At 64.3% G+C, this 24,384-nt stretch carries 21 protein-coding genes; 10 read left to right on the forward strand and 11 right to left on the reverse strand.

The genetic code is table 11. The annotated features are described in order from the left end of the window. The first annotated feature begins 55 nt into the window (after positions 1-55). A complete protein-coding gene (locus ABDW57_RS25020) occupies positions 56-1,279 on the forward strand; it encodes a hypothetical protein (protein WP_343732853.1) in 1,224 nt (407 codons plus the stop codon). Here ABDW57_RS25020 and ABDW57_RS25025 read toward each other — a convergent pair. Then, positions 1,276-2,337: a heparan-alpha-glucosaminide N-acetyltransferase domain-containing protein gene (locus ABDW57_RS25025; protein ID WP_343732854.1), complete on the reverse strand. Its 1,062-nt coding sequence runs from the start codon at positions 2,335-2,337 to the stop codon at positions 1,276-1,278. The two genes, ABDW57_RS25020 and ABDW57_RS25025, sit on opposite strands and share 4 nt — an antisense overlap. Before the next feature lie 123 nt (positions 2,338-2,460). Here ABDW57_RS25025 and ABDW57_RS25030 point away from each other — a divergent pair, with 123 nt between their 5' ends. From ABDW57_RS25030 to ABDW57_RS25040, 3 genes are read left to right on the forward strand one after another with little or no spacing between them, the layout of a single operon-like run. Beyond that, a complete protein-coding gene (locus tag ABDW57_RS25030; RefSeq protein WP_343732855.1) occupies positions 2,461-4,140 on the forward strand; it encodes a methyl-accepting chemotaxis protein in 1,680 nt (559 codons plus the stop codon). Positions 4,141-4,142: 2 nt separating this feature from the next. Further along, a complete protein-coding gene (locus ABDW57_RS25035; protein ID WP_343732856.1) occupies positions 4,143-5,933 on the forward strand; it encodes a GGDEF and EAL domain-containing protein in 1,791 nt (596 codons plus the stop codon). A 30-nt stretch (positions 5,934-5,963) separates the two neighbouring features. Further along, positions 5,964-7,337 carry a DUF2799 domain-containing protein gene (locus tag ABDW57_RS25040; protein ID WP_343732857.1) on the forward strand — a complete coding sequence of 458 codons (1,374 nt, stop codon included), beginning with the start codon at positions 5,964-5,966 and terminating at the stop codon, positions 7,335-7,337. Here the strand turns inward: ABDW57_RS25040 and ABDW57_RS25045 are convergent. Then, the gene (locus ABDW57_RS25045; RefSeq protein WP_343732858.1) at positions 7,334-9,514 is read right to left on the reverse strand and encodes a TonB-dependent receptor; all 2,181 of its coding nucleotides are present in this window, start codon (positions 9,512-9,514) and stop codon (positions 7,334-7,336) included. The genes ABDW57_RS25040 and ABDW57_RS25045 overlap by 4 nt on opposite strands. A 120-nt stretch (positions 9,515-9,634) precedes the next feature. Here ABDW57_RS25045 and ABDW57_RS25050 point away from each other — a divergent pair, with 120 nt between their 5' ends. From ABDW57_RS25050 to ABDW57_RS25075, 6 genes are read left to right on the forward strand one after another with little or no spacing between them, the layout of a single operon-like run. Next, the gene (locus ABDW57_RS25050) at positions 9,635-10,780 is read left to right on the forward strand and encodes a PepSY-associated TM helix domain-containing protein (protein WP_343732859.1); all 1,146 of its coding nucleotides are present in this window, start codon (positions 9,635-9,637) and stop codon (positions 10,778-10,780) included. Further along, on the forward strand, positions 10,777-10,959 hold the full coding sequence (locus tag ABDW57_RS25055; RefSeq protein WP_343732860.1) for a hypothetical protein: 183 nt from the start codon (positions 10,777-10,779) through the stop codon (positions 10,957-10,959). Before ABDW57_RS25050 ends, ABDW57_RS25055 begins: the two co-directional genes overlap by 4 nt. Positions 10,960-11,010: 51 nt before the next feature. After that, complete coding sequence (locus tag ABDW57_RS25060) at positions 11,011-11,931, forward strand: phosphate acetyltransferase (RefSeq protein WP_343732861.1); 921 nt, start codon at positions 11,011-11,013, stop codon at positions 11,929-11,931. A gap of 4 nt (positions 11,932-11,935) precedes the next feature. Beyond that, positions 11,936-13,129 carry an acetate/propionate family kinase gene (locus tag ABDW57_RS25065; protein WP_343732862.1) on the forward strand — a complete coding sequence of 398 codons (1,194 nt, stop codon included), beginning with the start codon at positions 11,936-11,938 and terminating at the stop codon, positions 13,127-13,129. Then, positions 13,126-13,893, forward strand: a complete 768-nt coding sequence (gene fabI, locus ABDW57_RS25070) for an enoyl-ACP reductase FabI (protein ID WP_343732863.1) — start codon at positions 13,126-13,128, stop codon at positions 13,891-13,893. Before ABDW57_RS25065 ends, fabI begins: the two co-directional genes overlap by 4 nt. A 12-nt stretch (positions 13,894-13,905) precedes the next feature. Next, complete coding sequence (locus ABDW57_RS25075; protein WP_343732864.1) at positions 13,906-14,160, forward strand: RNA-binding protein; 255 nt, start codon at positions 13,906-13,908, stop codon at positions 14,158-14,160. Here ABDW57_RS25075 and ABDW57_RS25080 read toward each other — a convergent pair. The 9 genes from ABDW57_RS25080 to ABDW57_RS25120 form a co-directional block, all read right to left on the reverse strand. Next, a complete protein-coding gene (locus ABDW57_RS25080) occupies positions 14,153-16,165 on the reverse strand; it encodes a RiPP maturation radical SAM C-methyltransferase (RefSeq protein WP_343732865.1) in 2,013 nt (670 codons plus the stop codon). The genes ABDW57_RS25075 and ABDW57_RS25080 overlap by 8 nt on opposite strands. Before the next feature lie 11 nt (positions 16,166-16,176). Beyond that, positions 16,177-17,031: a hypothetical protein gene (locus ABDW57_RS25085; RefSeq protein WP_343732866.1), complete on the reverse strand. Its 855-nt coding sequence runs from the start codon at positions 17,029-17,031 to the stop codon at positions 16,177-16,179. Between the two features lie 9 nt (positions 17,032-17,040). Beyond that, positions 17,041-17,304: a hypothetical protein gene (locus ABDW57_RS25090; RefSeq protein ID WP_343732867.1), complete on the reverse strand. Its 264-nt coding sequence runs from the start codon at positions 17,302-17,304 to the stop codon at positions 17,041-17,043. A gap of 9 nt (positions 17,305-17,313) precedes the next feature. Then, the gene (locus ABDW57_RS25095) at positions 17,314-17,700 is read right to left on the reverse strand and encodes a hypothetical protein (RefSeq protein ID WP_343732868.1); all 387 of its coding nucleotides are present in this window, start codon (positions 17,698-17,700) and stop codon (positions 17,314-17,316) included. A gap of 114 nt (positions 17,701-17,814) precedes the next feature. Then, positions 17,815-19,473 (reverse strand): FAD-dependent oxidoreductase, encoded by a 1,659-nt coding sequence (locus tag ABDW57_RS25100; RefSeq protein ID WP_343732869.1) that lies wholly within the window; start codon positions 19,471-19,473, stop codon positions 17,815-17,817. A 41-nt stretch (positions 19,474-19,514) separates the two neighbouring features. Beyond that, entirely contained in the window at positions 19,515-20,888 is a 1,374-nt protein-coding gene (locus ABDW57_RS25105) for an FGGY family carbohydrate kinase (RefSeq protein ID WP_343732870.1), read from the reverse strand. After that, positions 20,885-21,883: an ABC transporter permease gene (locus ABDW57_RS25110; protein WP_343732871.1), complete on the reverse strand. Its 999-nt coding sequence runs from the start codon at positions 21,881-21,883 to the stop codon at positions 20,885-20,887. Before ABDW57_RS25110 ends, ABDW57_RS25105 begins: the two co-directional genes overlap by 4 nt. Continuing rightward, positions 21,880-22,863 (reverse strand): ABC transporter permease, encoded by a 984-nt coding sequence (locus tag ABDW57_RS25115; RefSeq protein WP_343732872.1) that lies wholly within the window; start codon positions 22,861-22,863, stop codon positions 21,880-21,882. The genes ABDW57_RS25110 and ABDW57_RS25115 overlap by 4 nt, the downstream gene beginning before the upstream one ends. Further along, entirely contained in the window at positions 22,860-24,377 is a 1,518-nt protein-coding gene (locus tag ABDW57_RS25120) for a sugar ABC transporter ATP-binding protein (RefSeq protein ID WP_343732873.1), read from the reverse strand. The genes ABDW57_RS25115 and ABDW57_RS25120 overlap by 4 nt, the downstream gene beginning before the upstream one ends. Positions 24,378-24,384 lie beyond the last annotated feature (7 nt).

Below are 24,384 nucleotides of genomic sequence, written 5' to 3' on the forward strand. Positions count from 1 at the left end.
CTTCTTTCTTCGTCTAGGTTGGGGACGTTGGATTATAGCCGTGTATGATGATGGCATGAAGCTACCATCCCCGATCTTGCTGGCGCTGGCCGTCGCCGCCGGCAGCGCCCACGCGGCAGAGTGGCGCGGCCTGCTGGACGTTCGCGCCGTTGATGCCGATGCCGGCCGCAGTTTTCTGGACAGCGGCCTGGCGAAAACCCGATATGACGAAAACTCGCCGCGCCTGAGCATCGGCCAGGCCGTGCTGCGCGGCGACGCGGACCTGAGCGACAGCATCAGCGGCACGCTGGAACTGAGCGCCGACCAGCAGCATCGCGGCGTGGTCGACGTGCGCGAGGCTTTCCTGAGCTGGAGCCCGGTGCCGGACGGCGCCTGGAAAACCCGGGTGCGGGCCGGCTTTTTCTTTGCGCCGACCAGCGTGGAGATCGATTACGACAGTGTCGGCTGGGTGCCCAGACATACGATCTCCAGTTCCGCCATCAACAGCTGGATCGGCGAGGAGCTGCGCACCAACGGTGTGGAATGGAGCGCCCGGCGGCTGGGCCGGTACAGTGGCGCGCCGTACGATGTGGGTGTACTGGCGGCCGCCTACACCGGCAACGACCCCACCGGTACACTGCTGGCGTGGCGCGGCTGGTCGATCAGCGACCGCATCGCCGGCCGTTTCGATACGCTGAAGCTGGCCGATCTGCCGGTGTACCGCAGCGGCGGCGCGATTCCGCGCCAGTGGCGCGATATTCATCCTTTCCGCGAAGTGGACGGCAAGCTGGGTTACTACCTTGGCGCCAACCTGAACTTCGGCTCGCGGCTGGAACTGGCGGCGCTGCGCTACGATAATCGCGGCGACCCGTTGGAGGTCAAGGATTGGCAGTACAGCTGGCGCACCCGCTTCGACCACGTCAGCGCGGTGTGGCGTCCGCAAGGCCAATGGGAACTGGCCATGCAGGCCATGCGGGGCGACACCCTCATGGGGCTGGACGCGGTGTCGCTCGATTTCAGCTCGTGGTTTGCGCTGGTCAGCCGTCCTCTGGGCCCCGGTACGGCAGCATTGCGCTACGACCGTTTCCGCACCCGCGAACATGACGCGCTGCCGTCGGACCCAAATAACGAAACCGGCTATGGCGTGGCGCTGGCTTACGATTGGCCGCTGGCCGACAGCTTGTCGCTGATGACCGAAGCGCTGCTGGTACGCAGCGACCGGTCAGCGCGCATCTTGATCGGTGAACCGCAGTTGCAGAAGGAGCGCAGCCTCACCGTCTCGCTGCGCTGGCGGTTTTAAATGCTGATGCGCCAGCCGCGTTTGTAAGCGTAGGCCATGGCGATCCAGAACACGGCGGTGAAAGCGGCGGCGAATGCCAACGAGGCGAACTCCGGTCCGAACAAGGGTGTCAGCGGAGCGCGGAATACTCGTTCATAGAGCGGTCCCATGGCGCCGCTGGCAGCCAGCGCGCATGCCGCCAGCCAGGAACCGGCGTAAGCGTTGATGGCGTTCACGCCCATGGCCCGGCCCAGCGGCGGCCAGCCGCGTACGTCAATCAACTGGTAGGCCAGCGCGATGGCCAGCATGCCGAAGCCGCCGGTCCACAACACGAACGAAGAGGTCCACAGCTGTTTATTCAGCGGCAGCGCCAGCGACCACAGGCCGCCGATCACCATCGCCGCCGCGCCGCCCACGGCCAGGGTGGCGATGCGGCCGTTGCGCAGCCAGTCGCCGGCGCGCATGCCGAGGATGACGGTGCCCAGCGAGGGCAGCGTGCTTAATATCCCTTCCGGTTCGTGCGCCAGGCCGGTGGCGGCATCCCATTGATAGGACAGGGCGCCCAGGACTGCGGTGTCGATGCGGTCCGGCAGATTCGCGTTGGGTTCGACGCCGCCACCGCCGGCCAGCAAGGCCCAGTAGCCCAGCAGGATGGCCGCCAGCGCGGCCCACTGCGCGCGGGCGCTGCGCAGGTAGATCGCGATCATGCCGGCCAGCGCAAAGCAGATGCCGATGCGCTGCAGGACGCCGAGCAGGCGGAAGCCGTGGCCGCCCATGGTCAGCAGGGACACCACGTTCAAGGCGACGCCCAGCAGGACGATGCGGGCGCCGCGCAGCAGGACCGCACGCGCCATCGGCGCGGTCGGCGCCCCGGCATCGAGCTGGCGGCCGAGCGCCAGTTGCAGCGACATGCCAACCATCAGCATGAAAACCGGGAAGATAAAGTCGGCCGGCGTGCAGCCATGCCATGGGGCGTGTTCCAACCAGGGATAGATATGAGACCAGTCGCCGGCGTCGTTCACCAGCAGCATGGCGGCTACGGTCAGGCCGCGTACAGCATCGACGGAATTGATACGCATAGTATTTTTACATTGTTGTCTCCAACGCGAACAGTAGCACAGCATCCCTCGTTAGAGAGGTGTTTTTACTGGCTTGAAGTAGTAAAGTTTCATCCAGTTTCACAATCTGCCATAGGAGCTGGAATGGAAGTCAACAAAAATGAAATCAGCGTGGCCGCGCGACTAGGGATCGGCTTTGGCATTATTTTGGCAATGATGCTGGCATTAACGGTGTTGAGCGTGTTCAAGGTCAACGCCATCGACAACAGCCTGCTGCACATCAGCGAGGTGAATAACGTCAAGCAGCGTTATGCCATCAATTTCCGTGGCAGTGTGCACGACCGCGCCATCGCGCTGCGCGATGTGACCTTGGTCAGCGATGCTGAACTGACCAGCGTGACGGCCTTGATCGACAAGCTGGACACCGAGTACCAGCTGTCCGCCAAGCCGCTGGACGCCTTGTTCAGCGACGCCAAGGCGAAGATGCTGCCGGAGGAACGCAGCTGGCTGGAAAAGATCAAGCAAAGCGAGGCCCGCACCACGCCGCTGATCAAGAAGATCATCGACGCGCGCCGCGCCGGCGATATCGAAGGCGCGCGCAAGATGATGCTGGAGCAGGCCAAGCCGGCTTTTGTCGACTGGCTGGCCAGCATCAACGGCTTTATCGACCAGGAAGAGGACATGACCGAGGCCGAATCGGCCTTGGCGCGTCATGGCGCGCACAACTTCCGGTCGCTGGCGCTGGCGGCGGTGGCGATTGCCATCGCCATTGGTGCGCTGGTGGCGTGGCGCGTGACGCAGTACCTGCTGCGCGCGCTGGGCGCCGAACCTGCCGAAGTAAAGGCGCTGGCCAATGCGGTCGATCGCGGCGAGCTGTATCACGAGATTGAACTGCGTGGTCAGGACAAGGACAGCATCATGGCGGTGCTGGTGAAGATGAGCCGCAACCTGCGCACCACCGTGACCGAGGTGCACGAGGCGGCGGTGGCCGTCAGCAGCATCAGCGACCAGATCTCCGAGCAGAACCAGCATTTGTCAGGCCGCACCGAGGACCAGGCCAGCTCGCTGGAAGAAACCGCATCCGCGATGGAAGAACTGACCGCCACCGTCAAGCAGAACGCCGACAGCGCGCGCGATGCCAACACGCTGGCGCAAAACGCATCCGACATCGCCAGCAAGGGCGGCGAGATTGTCGGCGAGGTGGTGCAGACCATGAATTCGATCGACGAATCCTCGCGCAAGATTGAGGAGATCATCAGCGTGATCGACGGTATCGCCTTCCAGACCAACATCCTGGCGCTGAACGCGGCGGTGGAAGCGGCGCGCGCCGGTGAGCAAGGGCGCGGTTTCGCCGTGGTGGCGACCGAGGTGCGCAATCTGGCGCAGCGCAGCTCCACGGCGGCGCGGGAAGTGAAATCGCTGATCGACGAATCGGTAGCCAAGATCCACGCCGGCACCCAGCTGGTGGAACACGCCGGTAGTACAATGCGCGACATTGTCAACAGTGTCAAACAGGTGAGCGACATGGTGGGAGCGATTACGCTGGCCAGCGATGAGCAGCGTCAGGGCATCGAGGAAGTCAATCGCGCAATTTCGCAGATGGACCAGGTAACGCAGCAAAATGCCGCGCTGGTTGAACATGCGGCCGGCGAGGTGGAGGTGCTGCAGGATCAGGCGGCGCAGCTGAATCATGCGGTCAGCGTGTTCAAGACCCGGCGCGATGGCTGGCATGCCGGCTCCGGCACGGCGGCGTCAGTGAACGCAGCGTCGGCAGGCGGCGCGCGCGCCACCGCCGGCTTGCTGCCGGCGCCGGCGGGAGTGTGACGATGCAGGAGATCCTACTCAAGCACTCGGAACCAGAGCGGCTGCAGGCGCTCCGGCAACTGGGCATCCTGAACACCAACACCAGCGAATACTTCGACGCCATCACCAAACTGGCGATGGAGATGTACGGCGTGGCCGGCTCTTACATCTCGCTGCTGGACAGCGATCGCCAGTGGCTCAAGTCCACCGTCGGTTTCTGCCCGCCAAACACGCAGCGCGATCAGACCTTCTGCACCTACACCATTCAGCAGGCCAGCGTGCTGGTGGTGGAAGACACGCTGCTGGACCAGCGCTTCGTCAACAACTCCATGGTCACCGGCCCGCAAGCCGTGCGTTTCTACGCCGGCGCGCCGCTGATCACGCCGGACGGCTACGCCATCGGCGCGCTGTGCCTGATCGACACCCAGCCGCGCAGCCTAAGCACCGCTGAAAAGGAAAAGCTGACCATCCTGGCCGGGATCGTTATGTCGCACATCACGCTGGGCCGCGCGGTTGGCCATGTGGACGCGGTCAGCGGCATGCCGAACAAGTATCAGCTGTTTGAAGACCTGACCGCACAGGCGCGCGAGCACGCCGGCGAGCAGCGCGTGCTGGCCGACATCGATATGCCGGATGCCGCCAAGGCCTTTGAAGTCATCCGCGTGCTGGGCGCGGCGGTGTACGATGAGCTGGTGCGTGAAGTCGGCGCGCGCTTGCTGCGATTGTTCGAGGGCAGGGCACAGGTGTACCACCTGACGGACGCCCGCTTCGCCATTCTGTCGCGGGACGAAGACACCGGGCGCTTCATCGATTATCTGGAAAGCCTGGACCAGGAGCTGCAGGCGCCCTTTAACAGCCTGAATATTCCGATGGTGCTGCCCAGCTTTGGCGGCATCGTGGTGTTCGACCTGTGCACCAACTCGGCCAAGGATGCGCCGCGCAAAGCCGCTTCCGCCATCAATCTGTCGCTGGTGAATCAGCGGCGCTGGAGCCGTTACAGCAATACCGAGGACGAAAAGCAGAAGCGCGCCTTCCGCCTGCTGAATGACGTGCGCCACGCCATCGCCAACAGCCACTTTGAGTTGGTGTATCAGCCCAAGCACGAGCTGTCCAACGGCGCCTGCCTGGCCGCCGAAGCGCTGCTGCGCTGGACCCATCCGGAGCTGGGACCGGTGTCGCCGGCGGAGTTCATTCCGCTGATCGAGAAAACGGCGCTGATCGGACCCTTGAGCCATTGGGTGATCCACACCGCCATCAGGCAGATCGGGGAATGGCATGCGGCGGGCAATCCGATCAAGGTGGCGATCAATCTGTCGGCTTATAACTTTGAGGAGCCGGACATCGTTGAACGTCTGGCGGCCACCTGTCGTGAATTTGGCGTTGATCCACGCTATGTGGAAATCGAATGCACCGAAGGCATCTGGATGGAAGGTCCGGGCATCCTGAAGGCGCTGCACGGCATCCGTGACCTGGGCATGAGCCTTGCGCTGGACGATTTCGGCACGGGTTACAGCAACTTCGCGTACCTGCAGAAGGTGCCGGCCAGCGTGGTGAAGGTTGACCAATCGCTGATCCGCAATGTGGACGCCAATCCGCGCGACCAGCGCATTGTGCGATCGCTGATCGCCCTTGCGCGCGAGCTGGATTACCAGGTGGTGGCTGAGGGCGTGGAGACCGAGCAGTCGCTGGGCCTGATCCGCGACTGGGGCTGCGATCTGGCGCAGGGCTATCACTTTGCCAGACCGCTGAGCGCCGCCGCCTTCCTTGCCCATGCCGTCCAGCACCGGGATAGCCACATGGCGATAGCTGCCTGAGCATAGCAATTTGGCACTATAATTCAGGCCATGAAAACCTCATTGCGCCTGATACCCCTGATCCTGCTGCTGGCCGGCTGCCAGTCCCACATGCAGCGCGTGGCCGATTGCAAGGTCGGTGACTGGAACGCCATTGGCCATAAAGATGGCCTGCAGGGCGAGCCCGCCAACTACGCCGAGCGCAAGGATTTTTGCGACGACCACGCCGACAAGCCAGCGGTGGCGGATGCCGCCGCGCGCTACACCGCCGGCTGGACGCAGGGGAACTGGGACTTTTGGTACACCCTCGGCAGCGCCGACGGCAAGGCCGGGGCGCAGGCGCAATATGACCGCCACGCCGCCAGCGAGGACGTGCGCAAGCACAGGACGCCGCTCAATCCGTCCGCCTACGACGCCGGCTGGCTGGCCGGTAATGCCGACTACTGGCGCGGCGTCGGCCTGCGCGAAGGCACGGCCGGCCAGCCGCTGACGCAGAAGGAGGCCAATCGCAGCAAGGCTGCCGCCGCCCAGCTGCGTTTTGATGACCAGGCTTACACCAACGGCTGGCGCGCCGGCAACCGCACCTTCTGGTCGGACGCCGGATCGAACGACGCCCGCAACGGTATCCCCGACAGCGAATTCCGCAACCGCGCGGCCGCCGCGCGCAGCGCCGGCGTCGAGGTGCAGGAAGATTCGTACCGCGCGGCGTGGAACGCGGAGATCGTCAATTACTGGCGCAACCTCGGCACGCAGGACGCCACCAGCGGCAGGGAGTTTGGCACGCGCGGCCGCGAAGCCAAGGCCAAGGGCCTGAAAATCCACGAGCGCGAATATCGCGAAGCATGGGAGGCGCGCCTGCTCACTTACTGGCGCGACACCGGCGCCGCTGATGGCTACGGCCATCCATTCATGCTGGAACAGCGCATCAGCAATGCCAGCCGCGATGGTGTGTTTGTCATTCCCGGCACGCAGGACGCCTATACCAATGCATGGCGCGCGGAGAATGCGCGCTACTGCACGCCGGACAACGCCTTTGAACGCGGCCGCGCCAACAGCGGCATGGCCGTGGAAGTATGCGCACCGGCGGTGCAAAATCAATTGAAGCACGCCTATGTGAGCGGCCAGGATTTCGAGGTGGCCGCAGCCAAGCATCGCCAGGCGGTGGCGGAAGCGAATGAACTGGCCAACCGCGTTCGCGATGCGCGTGGGCGTTTAGGACGGCTGGAGCGCGAGATCCGCGCCAACCTGGAACAGAAAGACCGTCCCGTCAACGACGACACGGTCAAGCAGGACAAGCGCCGCGAACAGGAGCGGCGCGAGTTGAACGATTATCTGCAACGGCTGGAGCGCCAGCTGGACGACGCCCGCCGTTGGGTGGATCGTCATGATCAGCAGATGCAGCGCCTGCGCCGTGAGATCTATTAGAACTCGATGGTTGCCGACACCGAGGCAGTGCGCGGCGCACCCAGGATCAGGTAGCCCGAGCCCGGATAGCCGCCGGCCGAAGCCCAGTAGCTCTTGTCGGTGAGGTTGTCGATGCGGGCACGGAAGGTGACGTTACGATCGAGGATGCGCGCAGCGTAGCTGGCGCCGATATCGAGACGCGTCCACGATGGCAGCTCTTGTGTGTTGGCGCCGTCCGCGTACTGCGACGAAGTGTAGACCGTGCGCGCGTTCAGGTTCAGGCCACGCACGCCCGGCACGTCCCATTCCGCACCAATGTTCAGCTGCGTATCCGGCACGCCAATCACGTCCTTGCCCTGATTGACGCCGCCCATGGTCACGCGCTGGGTAGCGTCCAGCAGCGTCAGGCCGCCCAGCAGACGCAGTCCGCGCGCCGGCATGCCGTACACGGTCAGTTCAAGGCCCTGGTTGCGCTGTTCGCCAAACACGCCGAAGTGGCCCTTCTGTACGTATGCCGAAGGCTGGTTGGTGCGGAACAGGGCAGCGGTGGCGCCCAGCGTGCCGTGTTCATACTTCACGCCCACTTCCTTTTGCTTCGAGACGTAAGGCGAGAATATTTCGCCAGGATTGTCGATGGCGGCGCCCGACGCGGTCGGACCTTGCTGCAGGCCTTCGATATAGTTGGCGTACAGCGAAATGCCCTTGACCGGCTTGTAGACCACGGCCGCCACCGGTGTCACTTTGCTTTCATCGTAGTGTGACAGCGGAGCGGTGGTGTTGTAGTCGTAGTTGTCGGACTTGATGGTCTGGTGGCGCGCGCCCACGGTCAGCAGGACTTGATCGTTCCACAGTGACAGCGTGTCGGCCACGGCGTAGCTGGTCAGGATGCTCTTGCTGGTCAGGTGTGGATCGCTCAACACGCCGCCGGTGAAGAAGTTGGCCGCCGGCGCGCTCACATCGACCGGGTTGTAGATATTGGTGGCGATGCCGCCAAACAGGCTGAATGCATAGGCGTTCTTCGACTCCAGCCAGTAGCTTGACGCGCTGGCGCTGATGGTGTGGCCGATGTCGCCGGTGCGCAGTCTGGTGCGCACGCCGATTTCGCCGGTGCGTACATTGTCATGACGGGTATTGTCGAAGCGGTAGGCGGTGGCGGTGCCATCCACCTTGCTGACGGTGGGCTCGGACAGGATGTTGTTCTCGTCGCCGCTGCGTGCGCCGAAGGCGGCCCACGCCACCGAGTCCTTGTTCAGATCCCATTCACCGCGCACGGTGCCAAAGGTGTCACGCTCATTGGAGCGGGTCCAGTTCTGCGCCCAGGTGCTGCTGCTGTCCGGCGCAGCCGGCATGGCGATGCCGCCAGCCAGCGTCACGGCAGGACGCGGGTTGGTCAGCTTGTGGTCCTGGTAGCCCAGATCGGCGGACAGGCGGAAGTCGCGACCCTGGTAGTCCAGGCCCACCGAGGCCACCGTCAGTTCGCGGTGTTCCTTGTCGACGCCGGTATCGCCGTCACGGCGGGCGACGTTGACGCGGATGCCGGCGCGGCCTTCAGGGCCGAAGCGGCGGCCGATGTCGGCGGCGGCGTAACCCTGGCCGCCGGTTTCCACGCCCACCGTCACTTGCGTCAGCGGGTTGTTGCCGGCGCGTTTAGGCAGCAGGTTGACCGAGCCGCCAATGCCGCCGCCGCCCGGTGCCGCGCCGTTCAGGAAGGAGTTCGCGCCGCGGAAGACTTCCACACGCTCCAACAGTTCGGACGCCACGAACTGGCGCGGCAGCACGCCATACAAGCCGTTGTAGGCCAGGTCGTCCGAGCTGACGGCGAAGCCGCGGATCACATACAGTTCCTGGAAATTGCCGAAGCCGCGCGCCACCCGCACCGATGGATCGTTTTGCAGCACATCCGCCACGCTGCGTGCCTGCTGATCCTGGATCAGGGCGGAGGTGAAGTTCAGCGTGTTGAATGGCGCATCCATGATGTCGACATTGCCCAGCAGGCCAGCGCGCCCGCCGCGCGCCACCTGGCCGCCGGCGAAATTCTTCGACAGGCCTTCGGCCGAGGCGTCGGCCGAGGCGCTGACCACCACGGTCGGCACCTTGGCTTCGGTGCTGTCGGCGGCGTTTTGCGCCTGCGCGCTGGCGGCGGCCAGCAGCATGACGGCGAGGGCGATCGGGGACAGTTTCAGGTTCTTGTTGTTCATGGCGATTTGCTAAGTAAATGAGAATGATTCCCAATTATAGCGTCCGTATCGATTTTCCGCTGCTAAATGAGAGTAATTTGCATTATCATTGGAGCCCGAGTACAGTAACTGGATAACAAAATGACACCAAGCAACGTCCGCCGCTGGGCATGGGTACACAAGTGGAGCAGCCTGGTCTGCACCGTGTTCATGCTGCTGTTGTGCGTGACCGGCCTGCCGCTGATTTACCACCATGAGATCGACCACGCGCTGGGCAACGCCATTGAAGCGCCGCCGATGCCGGCCACTACGCCCAAGGCCAGCCTGGATGAGGTAATTGCGGCCGGCAAGGCGCTGTACCCGGACAAGGTAGCGATGTACTTGTCGCAGGAAGCGGATGAACCGGCGATCTGGTATCTGACCATGGGCGACAATCCGACCGATGAAAAATTCAAATCGATCGCAGTTGATGCGCGCACCGCCAAGGTGCTGGGCGAACCGTCGTTTGAAGGTTCCTTCCTGGGCGTGATGTTCCACCTGCACGTGGATTTGTACGCGGGCTTGTGGGGCAAGCTGTTCCTCGGTTTCATGGGACTGCTGCTGGTGATCGCGATTATCTCGGGCGTGGTGCTGTATGCGCCGTTCATGCGCAAACTCGAATTTGGCGAAGTGCGACGCGAGCGCGGCCCGCGCGTCAAGTGGCTGGACCTGCACAATATGCTGGGCATCATTACGCTGACCTGGGCGTTTGTCGTTGGCGCCACCGGCATGATCAACACCTGGGCGGACCTGATGCTGAAGTACTGGCAGGCCACCGAGATGGCGGAAATGGTGGCGCCGTACCAAGGCATGCCGGCGCCGACCCGGCTCGGCTCGATGCAGAAGTCGCTGGAGCACGCGGTGGCGGCGGAACCGGGCATGAAGATCGGCTTCGTGGCCTTCCCGGGCACGCCGTTCACCAGCCCGCACCACTACGGCATTTTCATGCGCGGTGACGAGGCGCTGACTTCGCGCCTGTACAAGCCGGTGCTGATCGATGCGCAAACCACCGAGATCACTGATCGGCGCGAACTGCCGTGGTATCTGACCGGCCTGCTGATTTCGCAGCCGCTGCACTTTGGCGACTACGGCGGCGCATGGATGCAGTTCCTGTGGGCGGCGCTGGATGTGATTACCATTTTCGTGCTGGGCAGCGGCCTGTATCTGTGGCTGAAGCGCGGCGCGCCGGCGCCGGCGCGCACCGCGGCTGCGGTCAAGGAAGAAGAGCAGCTGGAGGTGACGGCATGAGCGGTCCATTCATGCGCATGTGGGGCGCGCCGATCGCGTTGGCGATTCTCACTGTGATCGGTCTGCTGTCGGCGCTGGTGGGCGACGGCGTCTGGGACCATGTGTCGGCTGTCGCGCTGGGCGTGCCGGTGCTGCTGTGCTGCTGGTATGGCTTGCGGCGGCGCACAAAAAACGATTGATTTATTTGCATGAGTTGATATGATTTCCATGCCGCCTATCGAGGAGATCGCATGGAAGTATCGCACCCGCATTACGATAAGTTAATTGCCGCAGCGCGGCATGCCGGGCCGGTGACCGTGGCGGTTGCCCATCCCTGCGACCGCAATGCACTGGAAGGCGCGCTCGATGCCGCCAACATCGGCATCATCAAGCCGGTACTGGTCGGGCCGCAAGAGCGCATCCGCCAGACGGCGGATGCGGCGCGGCTGGATATCTCGGCGCTGCCGCTGGTGGACACGGAACACAGCCACGCTTCAGCCGCCAAGGCGGTGGAACTGGTGCGCGCGGGGCAGGCTTCTGCGCTGATGAAAGGCAGCCTGCACACCGATGAACTGATGGGCGCCGTGGTGGCCACCGCCACCGGCCTGCGCACCGCGCGTCGGCTCAGTCACTGCTTTGTGATGGACGTACCGGGCCGCGCCGAACCGCTGATTATCACCGACGCCGCCGTCAATATCATTCCCACGCTGAATGATAAGGTGGATATCGTGCAGAACGCGATCGACCTGGCGCATGTATTGCGCTTTGATCCCGTCAAGGTGGCGATTCTCGCCGCGGTGGAGACGGTGAGCGCCAAAATGCCTTCCACCATCGATGCTGCCGCGCTGTGCAAGATGGCCGATCGCGGCCAGATTACCGGCGCGCTGCTGGACGGCCCGCTGGCCATGGACAACGCCATCAACCCGGAGGCGGCGGCAATCAAGCATCTGGTGTCGCCGGTGGCGGGGCACGCCAATGTGCTGGTGGCGCCGGATCTGGAGGCGGGCAATATGCTGGCCAAGAGCCTGACCTTTATGGCAGGCGCCAGTGCAGCCGGCATCGTGCTGGGCGCGCGTGTACCGGTAATCCTCACCAGCCGTGCTGATACTGTACAGGCACGGCTGGCATCGTGTGCGGTGGCTGTACTGATGGCGCACCGCGCTGGAGCTTGACGCCATGCAGGCCAACGACAGCATCATCGTGATTAACGCCGGTTCGTCCAGCATCAAATTTTCGATGTTCAGCGGGCCGGCGCTGGATCTGACGTTACGGGGCAAAATAGAGAACCTGTACAGTGGCGTGGCGCACTTCAGCGCGCAGGATGCCGGCGGCAGTACAGTCGGCGAGCGCGATTGGCGCGACGGACCGCTCAATCACGAGGGCGGCATGCGCTTCCTGGTGGATTTCGCGCAGACGCATCTGGACGGCCATCGCGTGGTGGCGGTCGGCCATCGCATCGTGCATGGCGGCGTGGCTTACAGCGGGCCGCAGCGGCTGGACGCGGCCGTGGTCGACGCGCTGGAAAAGCTGGTGCCGCTGGCGCCGCTGCATTTGCCGCACAATCTGGCGCCGGTGCGTTCAGTGCTGGCGATGGCGCCGCAGGTGCCGCAAATCGGCTGCTTTGACACCGCCTTCCACGTCGGCCAGCCGGAACAGGCACAGGCGTTTGCGCTGCCAGCCAGGATTACCGATCTGGGCGTGCGGCGCTATGGTTTTCACGGTCTGTCCTATGAATACATCGCCAGCGTGCTGCCGCAGGCGGACGCCCATCTGGCACAGGCGAAGGTGGTGGCTGCGCATCTGGGCAACGGCGCCAGCATGTGCGCCATGCGCGCCGGCCGCAGCGTGGCCAGCACCATGGGCTTTACCGCGGTGGACGGTCTGCCGATGGGCACGCGCTGCGGCGCGCTCGATCCCGGCGTGGTGCTGTATCTGATGCAGGAACTGGGCATGGACGTGGCGGCCGTGCAGAAGCTGATGTACCAGGAATCCGGCTTGCTGGGCGTGTCCGGCATTTCATCGGACATGCGCACGCTGGAGCAAAGCGGCGATCCGCGCGCCAAGGCGGCGATAGCGCTGATGGTGTACCGCATCGGCCGGGAACTGGGTTCGCTGGCGGCCGCGCTGGGCGGACTGGATGCGCTGGTGTTCTCGGGCGGCATCGGTGAAAACAGCGTCAGCCTGCGTGCTGCCGTCTGCCTCGACGCGGCCTGGTTGGGCGTGCGGCTGGCCCCCACGGCCAATGCGGCGCCCGCGCGCGGCGTGCGCCGCATCAGCACAGCGGACAGCAAGGTGGCGGTGTGGGTGGTGCCGGCCAACGAGGAATTGATGATCGCGCGTCACGCGCTGGAACTGGTGGAGGCGGCATGAGCACAGAGACCGTTTATCCTGTTTTGACGGGCAAGCGCGCGCTGGTGGTTGGCGTGGCCAACGAGCACTCGATCGCCTGGGGCTGCGCGCTGGCGTTCCGCAAACTCGGCGCCGAGGTGGTGCTGACCTATCTGAACGACAAGGCCTATCCGCATGTGGCGCCGCTGGCAGCCCAGATCGATGCGCAACTGCTGCCGCTGGATGTCACGCAACCAGGCCAGATGGACGCGGTGTTTGCCGCGCTGAACAAGCTGGATATTCTGGTGCATTCCATCGCCTTCGCGCCGAAAGCCGATCTGCAGGGCGGACTGCTGGACTGCTCGCTGGAAGGCTTCCTGCAGGCGATGGACGTCTCCTGTCACTCCTTCATACGCATGGCCAGGCTGGCCGCGCCGCTGATGAGCGAAGGTGGCAGCATGTTTGCCATGAGCTATCACGGCGCCGACAAGGTGGTTCCCAATTACAACGTGATGGGACCGGTAAAAGCCGCATTGGAGGCAGCCTGCCGTTATCTAGCCTACGAGCTGGGGCCGAAGGATATCCGCGTGCACGCGATTTCTCCCGGCCCGCTGCAAACCCGCGCCGCGTCCGGGCTCAAGGATTTCGACCATTTGCTGTCTGATGCCATTGCCCGCGCGCCGCTGGGCGAGCTGGTGGACATCGTCGATGTCGGCAACACATGCGCCTATCTGGCTTCGCCGTATGCCAAACGGCTGACGGGCAGCACGGTGTATGTCGATGGCGGCCTGAATATCATCGCCTGAAAGGATTGTCCGATGCAGATTATCCTCCGCGGCTTGCACGGCGACGATAGCGAAGAGAGCGTGGCCAAGGAGCTGGCGCCATACCTGCACGTCACCCACGTTGAGATGGTCCGGCAGGGGTTGGACGACAATCCGTGGGCGCTGGTGGAAGTCGCCGATCCTTATGAGCGTGTGTGGAATGTCTGCAATCAGTTACGTGGCGTTTTCCATCGCGGCAAGCCGCTGCATCTGCATATCGCGTTGCACCAGGAGCCGGACGTCAGCTAGTCCGGGCCAGGTTTTCTGGCAGCGCTTGCCAGCGTTGCTCGTAGTTGTCGCTCCACAGGCGGCGCCGCGCGACATCCTTGCGCGGCAACGCCAGCGACAGGATGCGGTGATTATCCTGATAGATCAGGCCGGCCGCGTCCAGCGCAGCGATGGTGGTGTCCAGATCAGCCACGTGCGGCAAGTCCTTTGACAATGCTTCCAGTGTGCGCGGGTGGTCGGCGGCAAGCATGACGGCGCTGGCGGCGGCGTCCAGCTGATGCTCGCGTGGTGCGGCGCCCCGCTGATCGTTCACTGTCATGCGGCCTGTGGCGTCCAGTTCGTAGAGCAGGCTGGGCTCGCGATCGCAATAGCTTGCCTTCCAGTCGGCACAGACACGGTCGATTTCCCGGTACAGCCGCGACAAGCGCGGCGGCGGCTCGAACGAGGATGCGAAGATATAGCAATACCGGTCCAGATCGAACCCCGATTGCCGCAGGTAGGCCGGCGAAAAAATAAGCTCGTATGACGGCTCGTGTCCTGTCTGGCGCAGGGCGAAACGTTGCGGCTGGGTCTGCATCGGCGCGTAGCGCGTGACCAGCATGCGCGTGCGGTTGGCGGGCGGCGCCAGGTGCACCAGCCGGGGCAATTGCCGCACCATCTGCGTGTAAGCCCCAATGTCATCGTCCGGCAGACCGAACAGCAGGTTGTACAGGATGACGATGCCGTGGCGCCGGCCCAGCAGCAACAGATAAACGTTTTGTATGCCCGAGACACCCTTGTCCATGCGTTTCAGTACCGGCGTGGAGAACGATTCTATGCCGGGTTGCACTTCCACGAAGCCGGCGGCTGCCAACAGGCGGGCTTGCGCACCGGTGATATTGGCCTTGAGCTCACACTTGATGTGATAGGGCGCACCCAGCGCGGCCAGCCGGGGCAGCAGGGTGGCGTAGTATTGCTGCGGCATGATGTAGTCGGCAAAACGAAAGCCGCGTGATCCGTAGCGCCGGCTCAGTCTGTCGAGCGAGGCCAGCACCGCGTCGGCGCTGCGTGCGCGGTACTGCAAATCGTCGTCATGGATGCCGCAGAAGACGCAGTGGTGGGCCGCGCCCCACCAGCAGCCGCGGGAGTTCTCCACCGGCAGACGGTCGATCAGGACCTCGATCTGGCTGGCATCGCGCAGTTGGCGCAGATCGCTGATGAAGTCATCGAAATTGGGGTCGGGCAGCGTGTTCATCTCCACCAGCGGTGCGGAAGGCGTGCGTGCAACCTGGCCTGCTGCGTCGCGATACAGCAGGTTCGGGACCTGTTGCAGATCGCGCGGCAAGCGGACCGATGCACGCGCCAGCTCGACGATGCACGGTTCGCCTTCGCCGGTGCAGACGCAATCTATCCACGGGAACGCTTGCAGCAACATGCTGCCGGTGGGTTCGCGCACCGCGTATCCGCCAAGCGCGATCAGCAGGTCTGGCCGGGCCTGCTTCAGGCGGGCGGCAATCGCCGCCGAGGCAATGGTCTGATCGAACATGCAGGTGAAGCCCACCATGGTCGGCTGCCACGCCAGCATTGCGTCGACGTGCTGCTGCACCCAGGCCGGTAGCGCCGTCTCGCGCAAATGCAGCAGGTGCTGTATCACACCGGGGATGCCGCCATGCCGTCGATGGTCAATCCGCCGGTCGGCAATCAGTTCGGCGCACTTGCGCCATAACAGGCGGCGCTGGGACGAGGTGACTGACGGATCGAGCATGCCGCTGAACAGAAAATCGTTCAGGCCATACACGTCGGCCAGCGCATTGTAGGTGTCGCCGCGCAGCAGATCCAGCGCAAACAAATTCAGGTGCAGGACGCGGCTGGCAATGCCGTGCCGGTCCAGCACCGCGCGCAACAGGCCGAGGCCCAGGCTGGGCTCGTTGAGCGAGGTCCATGGCGGGCTGACCAGCAGGACACGGGGCGGCAGCGATGCAGGCGCCATCGCCGTCGCCAGCGGCGCGGGCAGCGGCCAGCGGATGGGAATCACACGCTGATGCATGACGCGCGCCGCTAGAACTTCGCCAGGCCGGAACGGTCTTCGATAATGTCCCCGGGCCGCAAGGTCAGCAACACACCAACGATGATCACCACATCGGTGACCACTTCCGGCGTACTGACCGGCCCGCCGGTGATGGCCGCGCTGCCCAGAATGCGGTCAATGGCGTCGACACTCAGCTTGCTGCCCAGCGCTTCCGCCACGGCGGCCGGCTGCGCGGTCCAGCGGTCGATGAAGCGGCCATCGGCGGAGACCTTGTGGTACAGCTCAATGACCTCGCGGCTCACCGGGTCGGGAATATTCTCCAGTTGGGAGGGCGCGATTTGCTGCAGGCTGCCGGCGGCGTGGCCGGACAGGCGGAAGCCGATCTTTTCGGCGGCCGTGCTGGGATCTTCAAACACCTCCGCCATGTCCAGCCCGGCGGCGCTGGCGGCATTGATGAAGTTGCCGATTTCGGCGGTGAGCTGGTTGTATTGGGTCAGGTCCTGCGGCGGCAGCGAACCGGCCGTCGGCCACGGCAACGGGCGCGGCGGCCCGCCAGTGGAACCGCAAATGAAACCGTCATCGTATTCCAGATACACCAGCGCATCCTTGCCGGCCAAGGGGCCGACTGCCGCTTCCACGCGCTCGATGGCCAGGTCGGACACACGGGTGAGCAGGGCGTTCAGTTCCTGCTCCATCTGTTCATCCAGCGCCTCATCCTGCGCCGAGCGCAGCAGATGGGCCACACCGCGCAGCTGCGACAGGATGGCCGGCGCCAGCGGCGGCAGCGTATGCACGCCGGTGGCGTCAATGTACAGGCCGCCGGCGTCGCCGCCATCCAGCAGAATCAGCCGTGCCGGCTGCGCTTCCATGTTTGCTATTGACATGATGTTCTCCTATACCAGGGACTGGCGCTGAAGATCGACCCGGCGTGCGGATCGCAGATTGATCTGATGCTGCGGTGCTACGTGCAGCACGCGCAGGGGCAGCTGGCGCAGTGCGGGATGGTTGCGCGCCAGCTGCAGCGCCTCGCTTTCCAGTTCGTCCGTGGTCGGCGCGGCGGCGCCGGGCAAGGCCATGACGGTGTGGGTATGCACGATGTTGCCGGTACTGCCGTGATACACCACGCAAGTGCTGAGTTCGCCTTGTGGCTGTTTCATGATGCTCTCCTAATCAAACGCCATGACCGTGGCGGTGGCCACGCCGGTGCGGAACAGCGCGTCGAGCTGGAAGGTGATGTCGACGCAGTCGGCCATCCACAGCATGCTGGGTTCGGCACCGGTTTCAAAACCGTTGCTGCCATAGCCCTGGTCGTCGAACTTGCCCCAGCGCAGGATATATGCGGACAGCCGGTTGGGCGGCAGGATTTCGGTCGGCACCTCGCCGCCGGGAATGCCGAAGGATGCGCCTTCTTCGATGTCGCGCGCGAGGGAAATCTGGGTATAGACGTTCTTCGGCGCCGGCAGGCGCAGGCTAAAGGTGGCGCTGACCTGCGGCGCCGCCAGATGCGCGCTGGCAAACAGCCAGACGCCGATGACGTTCTCAGCCAATAACATGACAGCCTCCAATCTGATGTCGCTGCGGAGGCCATCTTGGCAGGGAGATTCCTGCTCAGGTTTGATAAATATCAAACGCGCTCGCGCATGAACGCAAGCAATGATTGAGCTGGATTAACGCGCTTTTTCAGCGAGAAAGGCGTGAATCTGCGACACCACGGCCGCCCCTTCGCCCACCGCCGCCGCCACCCGCTTGGTGGAGTTGGCGCGCACGTCGCCAATCGCAAACACGCCGGGCACGCTGGTTTCCAGAGCGGCCCGCGCGACGCCATCGCGGACGTCGAAGCCAGTCAGGATAAAGCCTTTGTCGTCGACCTGTACACCGCAATCACCCAGCCAGCCAGTGTTAGGGTCGGCGCCGATGAACAGGAAAACGCGGCAGATGTCATAGTCCTTTTCCAGCAAGCTGCGGTTATCGCGCACGCGCACCTGCTGCAAACCCTCGTCGTCCGTACCTTCCAGCGCGACGATTTCAGATTCCGTGTGCAGTTCGATATTCGGCGTGGCGGCAATCCGTTCGATCAGATAGCTGGACATGGTGGAGGCCAGACTGTCCTTGCGGATCAGGATGTGCACCTTGGCCGCGTGGGCCGACAGATACACCGCCGCCTGTCCGGCCGAATTGCCGCCGCCGACCAGGATCACTTCTTCGGTCGAGCACAAGCCGGCTTCCAGCGGCGAGGCCCAGTAGTACACGCCTTTGCCTTCAAACTGCTTGAGATTGGCCAGCGAAGGGCGGCGATAGCGCGCGCCGCACGACAGCACCACTGTACGGGCCTGCAAGTGCGTCAGGCTGCCGCACATTTCCACCTGTATCGGGTAGGTGTCGCACAGCAGGCGGCCCGCAGGCGCGGGGATCGCCATTTTCACCCCAAACTTCTGCGACTGCACGAAAGCGCGGCCCGCCAGTGCGCCGCCCGATATGCCGGTCGGGAAACCGAGGTAGTTCTCGATGCGCGCACTTGCCGCCGCCTGGCCGCCGTAGGCACGGGTCTCCAGCACCAGTACAGTCAAGCCCTCGGATGCCGCGTACACCGCCGTGGCCAGACCGGCCGGCCCGGCGCCCACCACGATCACGTCCCAGACATCGTCCGGACTCAGTTCCGGCAAGGTGCCAAGACAGCGGCCGAGATCGACCACGCTGGGGTTTTTCTTGACGTCGCCGTTGGGGCAAACGGCCAGCGGCCAGTCCTGCGCCTGCGGCTGATAGTGCTCGCACAGCGCGCGCGCCTGTTCATCGGTGCGCGGATCGAGCGCGCGGTGCGGCAGGCCGTTGCTGGACAACCAGCCCTGCAAGGCATGCATGCGAGGATGGCCGGGCGTGGCCACCAGCACCAGGCCGCCGTCCTTGTTGTCGATCTGCTCCACCCGGCGCAGGATGAAGGCGCGGACGATGCGTTCGCCCAGTTCTGCCTCCGCGATAATCAGCGCGCGCAGACCTTCCACGGTCAGCATCAAGGCTTCCACGTCGCCGATGGCGTGGCCGTTGACGAGCGTGGGCGCGCCGGCCAGTTGGCTGATTTCGCCGGCAAACTCTCCCGGACCGTGTTCGGTGATGATGGAGGTATTGCCCAAGCCGTCGTAACGGCTGATGCAGATGCCGCCTTTGAGCACCACGTACATGCCGAAGTAGGTGAGACCCGCTTCAAACAGGCGTTCACCGTCGCGGAAGCACACCTGGGTGCCGAAACGCTGGATGCGTTTGATTTCGCTCGCGTTTAACTGGGGCAGCGCCTGGGCGGTGCGGGTTTTGAAGGTGTCGTAGATGGCCATGGGCCATAGTCTAGCGCGAATTTTGTCCTCGTCGCCAGATGCTAAAGTAATACTTTCAGCCAGTGTTGCTTGTAGTCGTGCCACCCTGCCAAATGGAGCGGTGTCGCGGTCTGCCTGCGGTCGGCCGGTGCGCGGCGCCAGTGATGCAGCATCCAGCCGCCGCACGTGGTGCCGCTGCTGTCGTCCGTGCTGCTGATCTTCTGATGCGGGCGCAGCGCGGCCAGCAGACGCCCGAACCACGGATTGCCGGTGAAGCTGCCTTCGACCACGACGGCAGCGCCGTCGTCGTTGACGCCCAGCGCCGTCAGGCAGTAATCGCTCATCAGCACGCAGTACAGCGTGGCCAGGGCGTAGCGCTGGCGCGCATTGACGGGCGCGGGACCGACGATGCTGCCGCCGCGATGGCCAAACGGTCCGCTGGCGCCAGCGAAACTGGGCAGGGCCAGCGTGGCTTGTTCGATCAGGGTTTGCAGCTCTGCGATGCCGCATGGTTCGGCGTCGCTGCCGGCCAGTTCCGCAAACTCGCGGCCGCCCATGAAGCGCATGCAGGGCACGGCCTGTCCCAGCGCATTGCTGTTGGCCAGCATGTCGGCGTTCTCACGCAAACCGTCCAGCGGCAGGCCGGGTGCGGCGGCGATGACCCAGGTGCCGGTCGAGAGCACGGCGGGCGGCGGCGTCGCGGTCAGGTGCCGCAGCAGCGAGGCGTTGCTGTCGTGGATGCCGCACAGGATGCGGCAGTCCGGCGGCAGCCCGGTGCGCAGTGCCAGTTCAGGTTTGATGGTATTCAGCGGCGCCCATGCCGGCCGTAGTGGCGCGAACAACCGGCTCCAGCCCATGCGCTCCACCAGCGAGGAGTATTGTTTGCGCGATGGCTGCCACAAATCGGTATGGCAGCCGAGCGAGGTGATCTCGCTGGCCGGCACGCCGCACAGGCGCCAGGCCCAGTACTGCGGATACATCAGGATGTGGCGCGCGCGGCGGAACTGCTTGGGGAAGGCTTGCGATTGCCACACCAGCTGGCGGCCGAGATTCAGGCCCGCCGGCAGCATCGGCGAATGCGTGGCCGAGTACGGCGGGCGCTCGACGGCGTAGTGCGCCTGCTGCGAGGCTGGCAGTTCGTATTCGTAGTCCAGCACCGGCAGCACCAGGCCTTCGTCGTCCACCAGCGCTGCGGTGGCGCCATGCGTGACCGGGACGATGGCGCCGACGTGCGCCTGCCGCGCCAGCATCTGCATCCCGTCCAGCATCCATGCCCAGATGCGCTCCGTGTCGTGATGCGGATAAGGGCCCTCGCGCACGATGGTGCTGGGCATGCGCTGCTCGGACAGCAGGTTGCCGGCGACGTCCAGCAGCACCAGCTTGACGTTGGTTTTGCCGATGTCCAGAACGATGGTGGCGTCTTGAGGCAGCGTCATTTCTGCGGTCCGCGCAGCAGGCGTGGCACGGCGATGGTCGCCAGCAGCAAGATGCCGATCACGATGGTCATGTAGATGCCGGGCACATTGGCCAGTGAGAGGCCGTAAGTCACCGTGCCCAGCGTGAGCACGGCCAGCATCACCCCGGCGATGGTGCCGGCGCCGCCCGCGATGCTGACGCCGCCAAGAATCACCATGGTGATGATCTCCAGTTCCCAGCCCATGGCAATGTTGGGGCGCGTGCTGCCGATACGTCCGGTCAGCAGGTAGCCCGCCAGACCGGCCATGGCGCCGGTCAGGACAAACAACGCGAAGCGGTAGCGCTCTACCGCGATGCCGGAGAAGCGCGCGGCCACCGGGTTGTTACCGATGGCGTAGATGCGGCGTCCCCAGCGCGTGGCGTGCAGCATGACGGCGAACAGCGCGGCGCACACCAGCAGGATGGTGAATTCGCGCGGCAAACTGTCGAAGAAGTAGCCCTGGCCCCAATCGGCCATCAATTGCGGGTAGCCGGTGTAAGCCTGGTCGCCCAGCACCACGCTGGCCAGGCCGCGGAACAGCGAGACGGTGCCGATGGTGACGACAATGGATGGCAGGCCAAAGCGCGTGACCATGACGCCATTCAGCGCGCCGCACAGGGCGCCGGTGGCAAGGGCGATGGGCAGCAGTGCTTCCGGCGACGCGCCGTTGACGTTGGCCCAGCCCATGGCGACCGAAGACAGCGCGAGGATGCCGGAAACGGAAATGTCGATCTCGCGGCAAATGATCAGCAACGCCATCGGCAGCGCGATCAGCGCCTTTTCGCTGAAATTGAAGGTGCCGTCGGCCAGGTTGTCCAGATCGAGGAAGTTGGGCAGCAGGATGCTGTTCACCACGAAGGCTGCCAGCAGCAGAAAGGCCAGCAGGCTTTCGCGCCGGCCCAGCGCCGCGCGGATGCGGAAGCCGGGACGGTCGGCAATGATGTAGCGCGAACCAGTATGCGCCATGGTGTTCATGCAGCACTCCTTCCATGCAGCGGCAGGATTTGCCGGCCGTTTTGTTTGCCGTTGCGGGCGTTGATCAGCACTGCGGTCAGGATCACGATCCCGGTCAGCGCGCTTTGCCAGAACGGCGAGACCTTCACGACCGGCAGGGCGTTGCCGATCACGGCCAGGAACAGGGCGCCCAGCACCGCGCCAGCCACGCTGCCGCAACCGCCAGCAATGCTGATGCCGCCGATGACGCAGGCCGCTATCACGGTGAATTCGAAACCGTAAGCAATCTCGGTGTAAGCCACGGCGTAGCGCGCCACCCACAGGTAACCGCACAAGCCGGCCATGGCGCCGGACAGGCCGTAGGTCCATAGCAGGCGCTTTGCAATCGGAATGCCGACATAGCGCGCCGACGATGGCGCATTGCCGATGGCGTACAGATCGCGGCCAAAGCGGCTGTGGCGTGCCACGTACCATGCAGCCAGCACGGTCAGCGCCGCAATCCACACCAGATGCGTCACGCCCAGCAGCCGCGCCAGCGGGAAGGCGATGAACTCAGGCGGCATCTGGTGCGACGACACCCAGGCCCCACCGGACAGCACAAACACCATGCCGCGATACACGCTCATCGTGCCCAGTGTGACGACGATGGGCGGCAGGTCGAGATAGCCGATCAGGTAGCCGTTCACCAGCCCAAGCGCCAGGCCGATGGCGAGCGCCGCGCACATCACCAGGACCAGCGAAAGCCCGGGGTAGCGCGCTGCGAGCAATGCCGACATCATGCCTGACAATGCCAGCGTGGACGCCATCGACAGGTCCACGCCGCGGGTGACGATGACCAGCATCTGCGCCAGCGCCAGCATGATCAGCAAGGTGCTGTCGGTCAGCAGGTTGGCCAGGCTGGCCGGCGTGACGAACACCGGCGCCCGCGTGCCGACCATTGCAATCAGCGCGACGATGCACAGCGCCAGTTGGGTTTCGCGCATTTTCAACAGCGCCTTCATACGCATTCCTCCAGCGGCAGCGCGCAGCCGGATGCGGCGGCCACGATCATTTCCGGCGTCGCCGCGCCACGCAGGTATTCGCTCTCAATCCGACCCTGATGCATGACGATGATGCGGTCCGCCAGCCCCATGACTTCCGGCAGTTCGGACGACACCAGGATCACCGACAACCCCTTGGCCACCAGCTCACTGATAAAACGGTGTACGGCCGCCTTCGAGCCAATATCGATGCCCTTGGTCGGTTCGTCGAGAATAATCACTTTGGGATCGGTTGCCAGCCATTTGCCCAATACGACCTTCTGCTGATTGCCGCCTGAAAGTTCGGAGACGTTCTGCGTCAGGTGGGCGGCCTTCAGTTCCAGCTGCTCGGCGTAGTGGCGGGCAATTGCCGTCTCTTGCGCGCGCCGTCCGCGCAGGAAGAAACCCACGCGCGACAGGATCGGCAGCGTGATGTTGTGCAGGATCGGCAGCGTCAGATGTGCGCCCTGGTGCTGGCGATCTTCCGGCACGTACGCAATGCCGCGGGCGATGGCGTCAGCGGCCGAGCGGATCGCGACGGGCTGGTCTTGTATCGTCACCGAACCACGTACGCCCGGGGTCAGGCCAAACAGGGCTTGCATCACTTCCGAGCGGCCGGCGCCGACCAGACCATAAAAGCCCAGTATTTCGCCCTGGCGTAGCGCGAAGCTCACGTCGTCAAATTCGGTAGGATGGCTGAAGTTGCGCACTTCCAGCACCACATCGCCCGGGGTGACGTCGGCCTTGGGATAAGCCTCCTTGACCGAACGGCCCACCATCAGCGCTACCAGTTCCGGCTCGGTGATGTCGGCCAGCGCGCCTTCCGCGACGAACTGGCCGTCGCGCAGCACCGTGTAGCGGTCCGCCACGGTAAAGATCTCGTCGAACTTGTGCGAGATGAAAATCACTGCCGTTCCGGCAGCGCGCAGTTGACCGATGATGCGGTACAGTTCCTGAATCTCGCGCTGCGACAGCGAGGCGGTTGGCTCGTCAAGAATCACCACGCGCGCGTCCTGCGACAAGGCCCGCGCAATTTCGACGAAATGGCGCTGCGCCACGCTCAGGTCCTTCACGCGGGCGCGTACCGGCAGCGATACTTCCAGCCGCGCGAACAGTTTTTCCGCCTCGGCCTCGATGCGCTGCCAGTCGATGCGCGCGCCACGCACGGGCTGGCGGCCGACATAAATATTCTCCGCCACCGTCAGTTCGTCGAACATCACGGTTTCCTGGTGCACCGCCGTGATCCCGGCCCGCATGGCGTCCTGCGCGTTGGCGAAAGCCACCGGCTGGCCAGCCAGCGTGATGCTGCCTTCGTCGGGTTGATAAATACCGGTCAGGGTTTTAACCAGTGTCGATTTGCCAGCGCCGTTCTCACCGATCAGCGCCATGACTTCGCCGGCCCGCACCGTCAGCGCCACTTGATTCAGCGCGACGATGCCCGCAAAGCGTTTGCAGATCCCGGTCAGTTGCAGGACCGGGCTTGTATTCATGGTCATAGGGCTT

It is taken from the genome of Duganella sp. (assembly GCF_039595735.1).
GTDB lineage: Bacteria > Pseudomonadota > Gammaproteobacteria > Burkholderiales > Burkholderiaceae_D > Rugamonas.

Excerpts from the sequence above, each read along its gene's own strand:
- ABDW57_RS25035 (WP_343732856.1), top strand. The coding sequence starts at position 4,143 with ATGCAGGAGATCCTACTCAAGCACTCGGAACCAGAGCGGCTGCAGGCG.
- ABDW57_RS25045 (WP_343732858.1), bottom strand. The coding sequence starts at position 9,514 with ATGAACAACAAGAACCTGAAACTGTCCCCGATCGCCCTCGCCGTCATG.
- ABDW57_RS25115 (WP_343732872.1), bottom strand. The coding sequence starts at position 22,863 with ATGAAGGCGCTGTTGAAAATGCGCGAAACCCAACTGGCGCTGTGCATC.
- ABDW57_RS25065 (WP_343732862.1), top strand. The coding sequence starts at position 11,936 with ATGCAGGCCAACGACAGCATCATCGTGATTAACGCCGGTTCGTCCAGC.
- fabI (WP_343732863.1), top strand. The coding sequence starts at position 13,126 with ATGAGCACAGAGACCGTTTATCCTGTTTTGACGGGCAAGCGCGCGCTG.
- ABDW57_RS25050 (WP_343732859.1), top strand. The coding sequence starts at position 9,635 with ATGACACCAAGCAACGTCCGCCGCTGGGCATGGGTACACAAGTGGAGC.
- ABDW57_RS25085 (WP_343732866.1), bottom strand. The coding sequence starts at position 17,031 with ATGTCAATAGCAAACATGGAAGCGCAGCCGGCACGGCTGATTCTGCTG.
- ABDW57_RS25060 (WP_343732861.1), top strand. The coding sequence starts at position 11,011 with ATGGAAGTATCGCACCCGCATTACGATAAGTTAATTGCCGCAGCGCGG.
- ABDW57_RS25090 (WP_343732867.1), bottom strand. The coding sequence starts at position 17,304 with ATGAAACAGCCACAAGGCGAACTCAGCACTTGCGTGGTGTATCACGGC.
- ABDW57_RS25110 (WP_343732871.1), bottom strand. The coding sequence starts at position 21,883 with ATGAACACCATGGCGCATACTGGTTCGCGCTACATCATTGCCGACCGT.
- ABDW57_RS25020 (WP_343732853.1), top strand. The coding sequence starts at position 56 with ATGAAGCTACCATCCCCGATCTTGCTGGCGCTGGCCGTCGCCGCCGGC.
- ABDW57_RS25040 (WP_343732857.1), top strand. The coding sequence starts at position 5,964 with ATGAAAACCTCATTGCGCCTGATACCCCTGATCCTGCTGCTGGCCGGC.
- ABDW57_RS25095 (WP_343732868.1), bottom strand. The coding sequence starts at position 17,700 with ATGTTATTGGCTGAGAACGTCATCGGCGTCTGGCTGTTTGCCAGCGCG.
- ABDW57_RS25100 (WP_343732869.1), bottom strand. The coding sequence starts at position 19,473 with ATGGCCATCTACGACACCTTCAAAACCCGCACCGCCCAGGCGCTGCCC.
- ABDW57_RS25025 (WP_343732854.1), bottom strand. The coding sequence starts at position 2,337 with ATGCGTATCAATTCCGTCGATGCTGTACGCGGCCTGACCGTAGCCGCC.
- ABDW57_RS25080 (WP_343732865.1), bottom strand. The coding sequence starts at position 16,165 with ATGCATCAGCGTGTGATTCCCATCCGCTGGCCGCTGCCCGCGCCGCTG.
- ABDW57_RS25075 (WP_343732864.1), top strand. The coding sequence starts at position 13,906 with ATGCAGATTATCCTCCGCGGCTTGCACGGCGACGATAGCGAAGAGAGC.
- ABDW57_RS25030 (WP_343732855.1), top strand. The coding sequence starts at position 2,461 with ATGGAAGTCAACAAAAATGAAATCAGCGTGGCCGCGCGACTAGGGATC.
- ABDW57_RS25105 (WP_343732870.1), bottom strand. The coding sequence starts at position 20,888 with ATGACGCTGCCTCAAGACGCCACCATCGTTCTGGACATCGGCAAAACC.
- ABDW57_RS25120 (WP_343732873.1), bottom strand. The coding sequence starts at position 24,377 with ATGACCATGAATACAAGCCCGGTCCTGCAACTGACCGGGATCTGCAAA.
- ABDW57_RS25055 (WP_343732860.1), top strand. The coding sequence starts at position 10,777 with ATGAGCGGTCCATTCATGCGCATGTGGGGCGCGCCGATCGCGTTGGCG.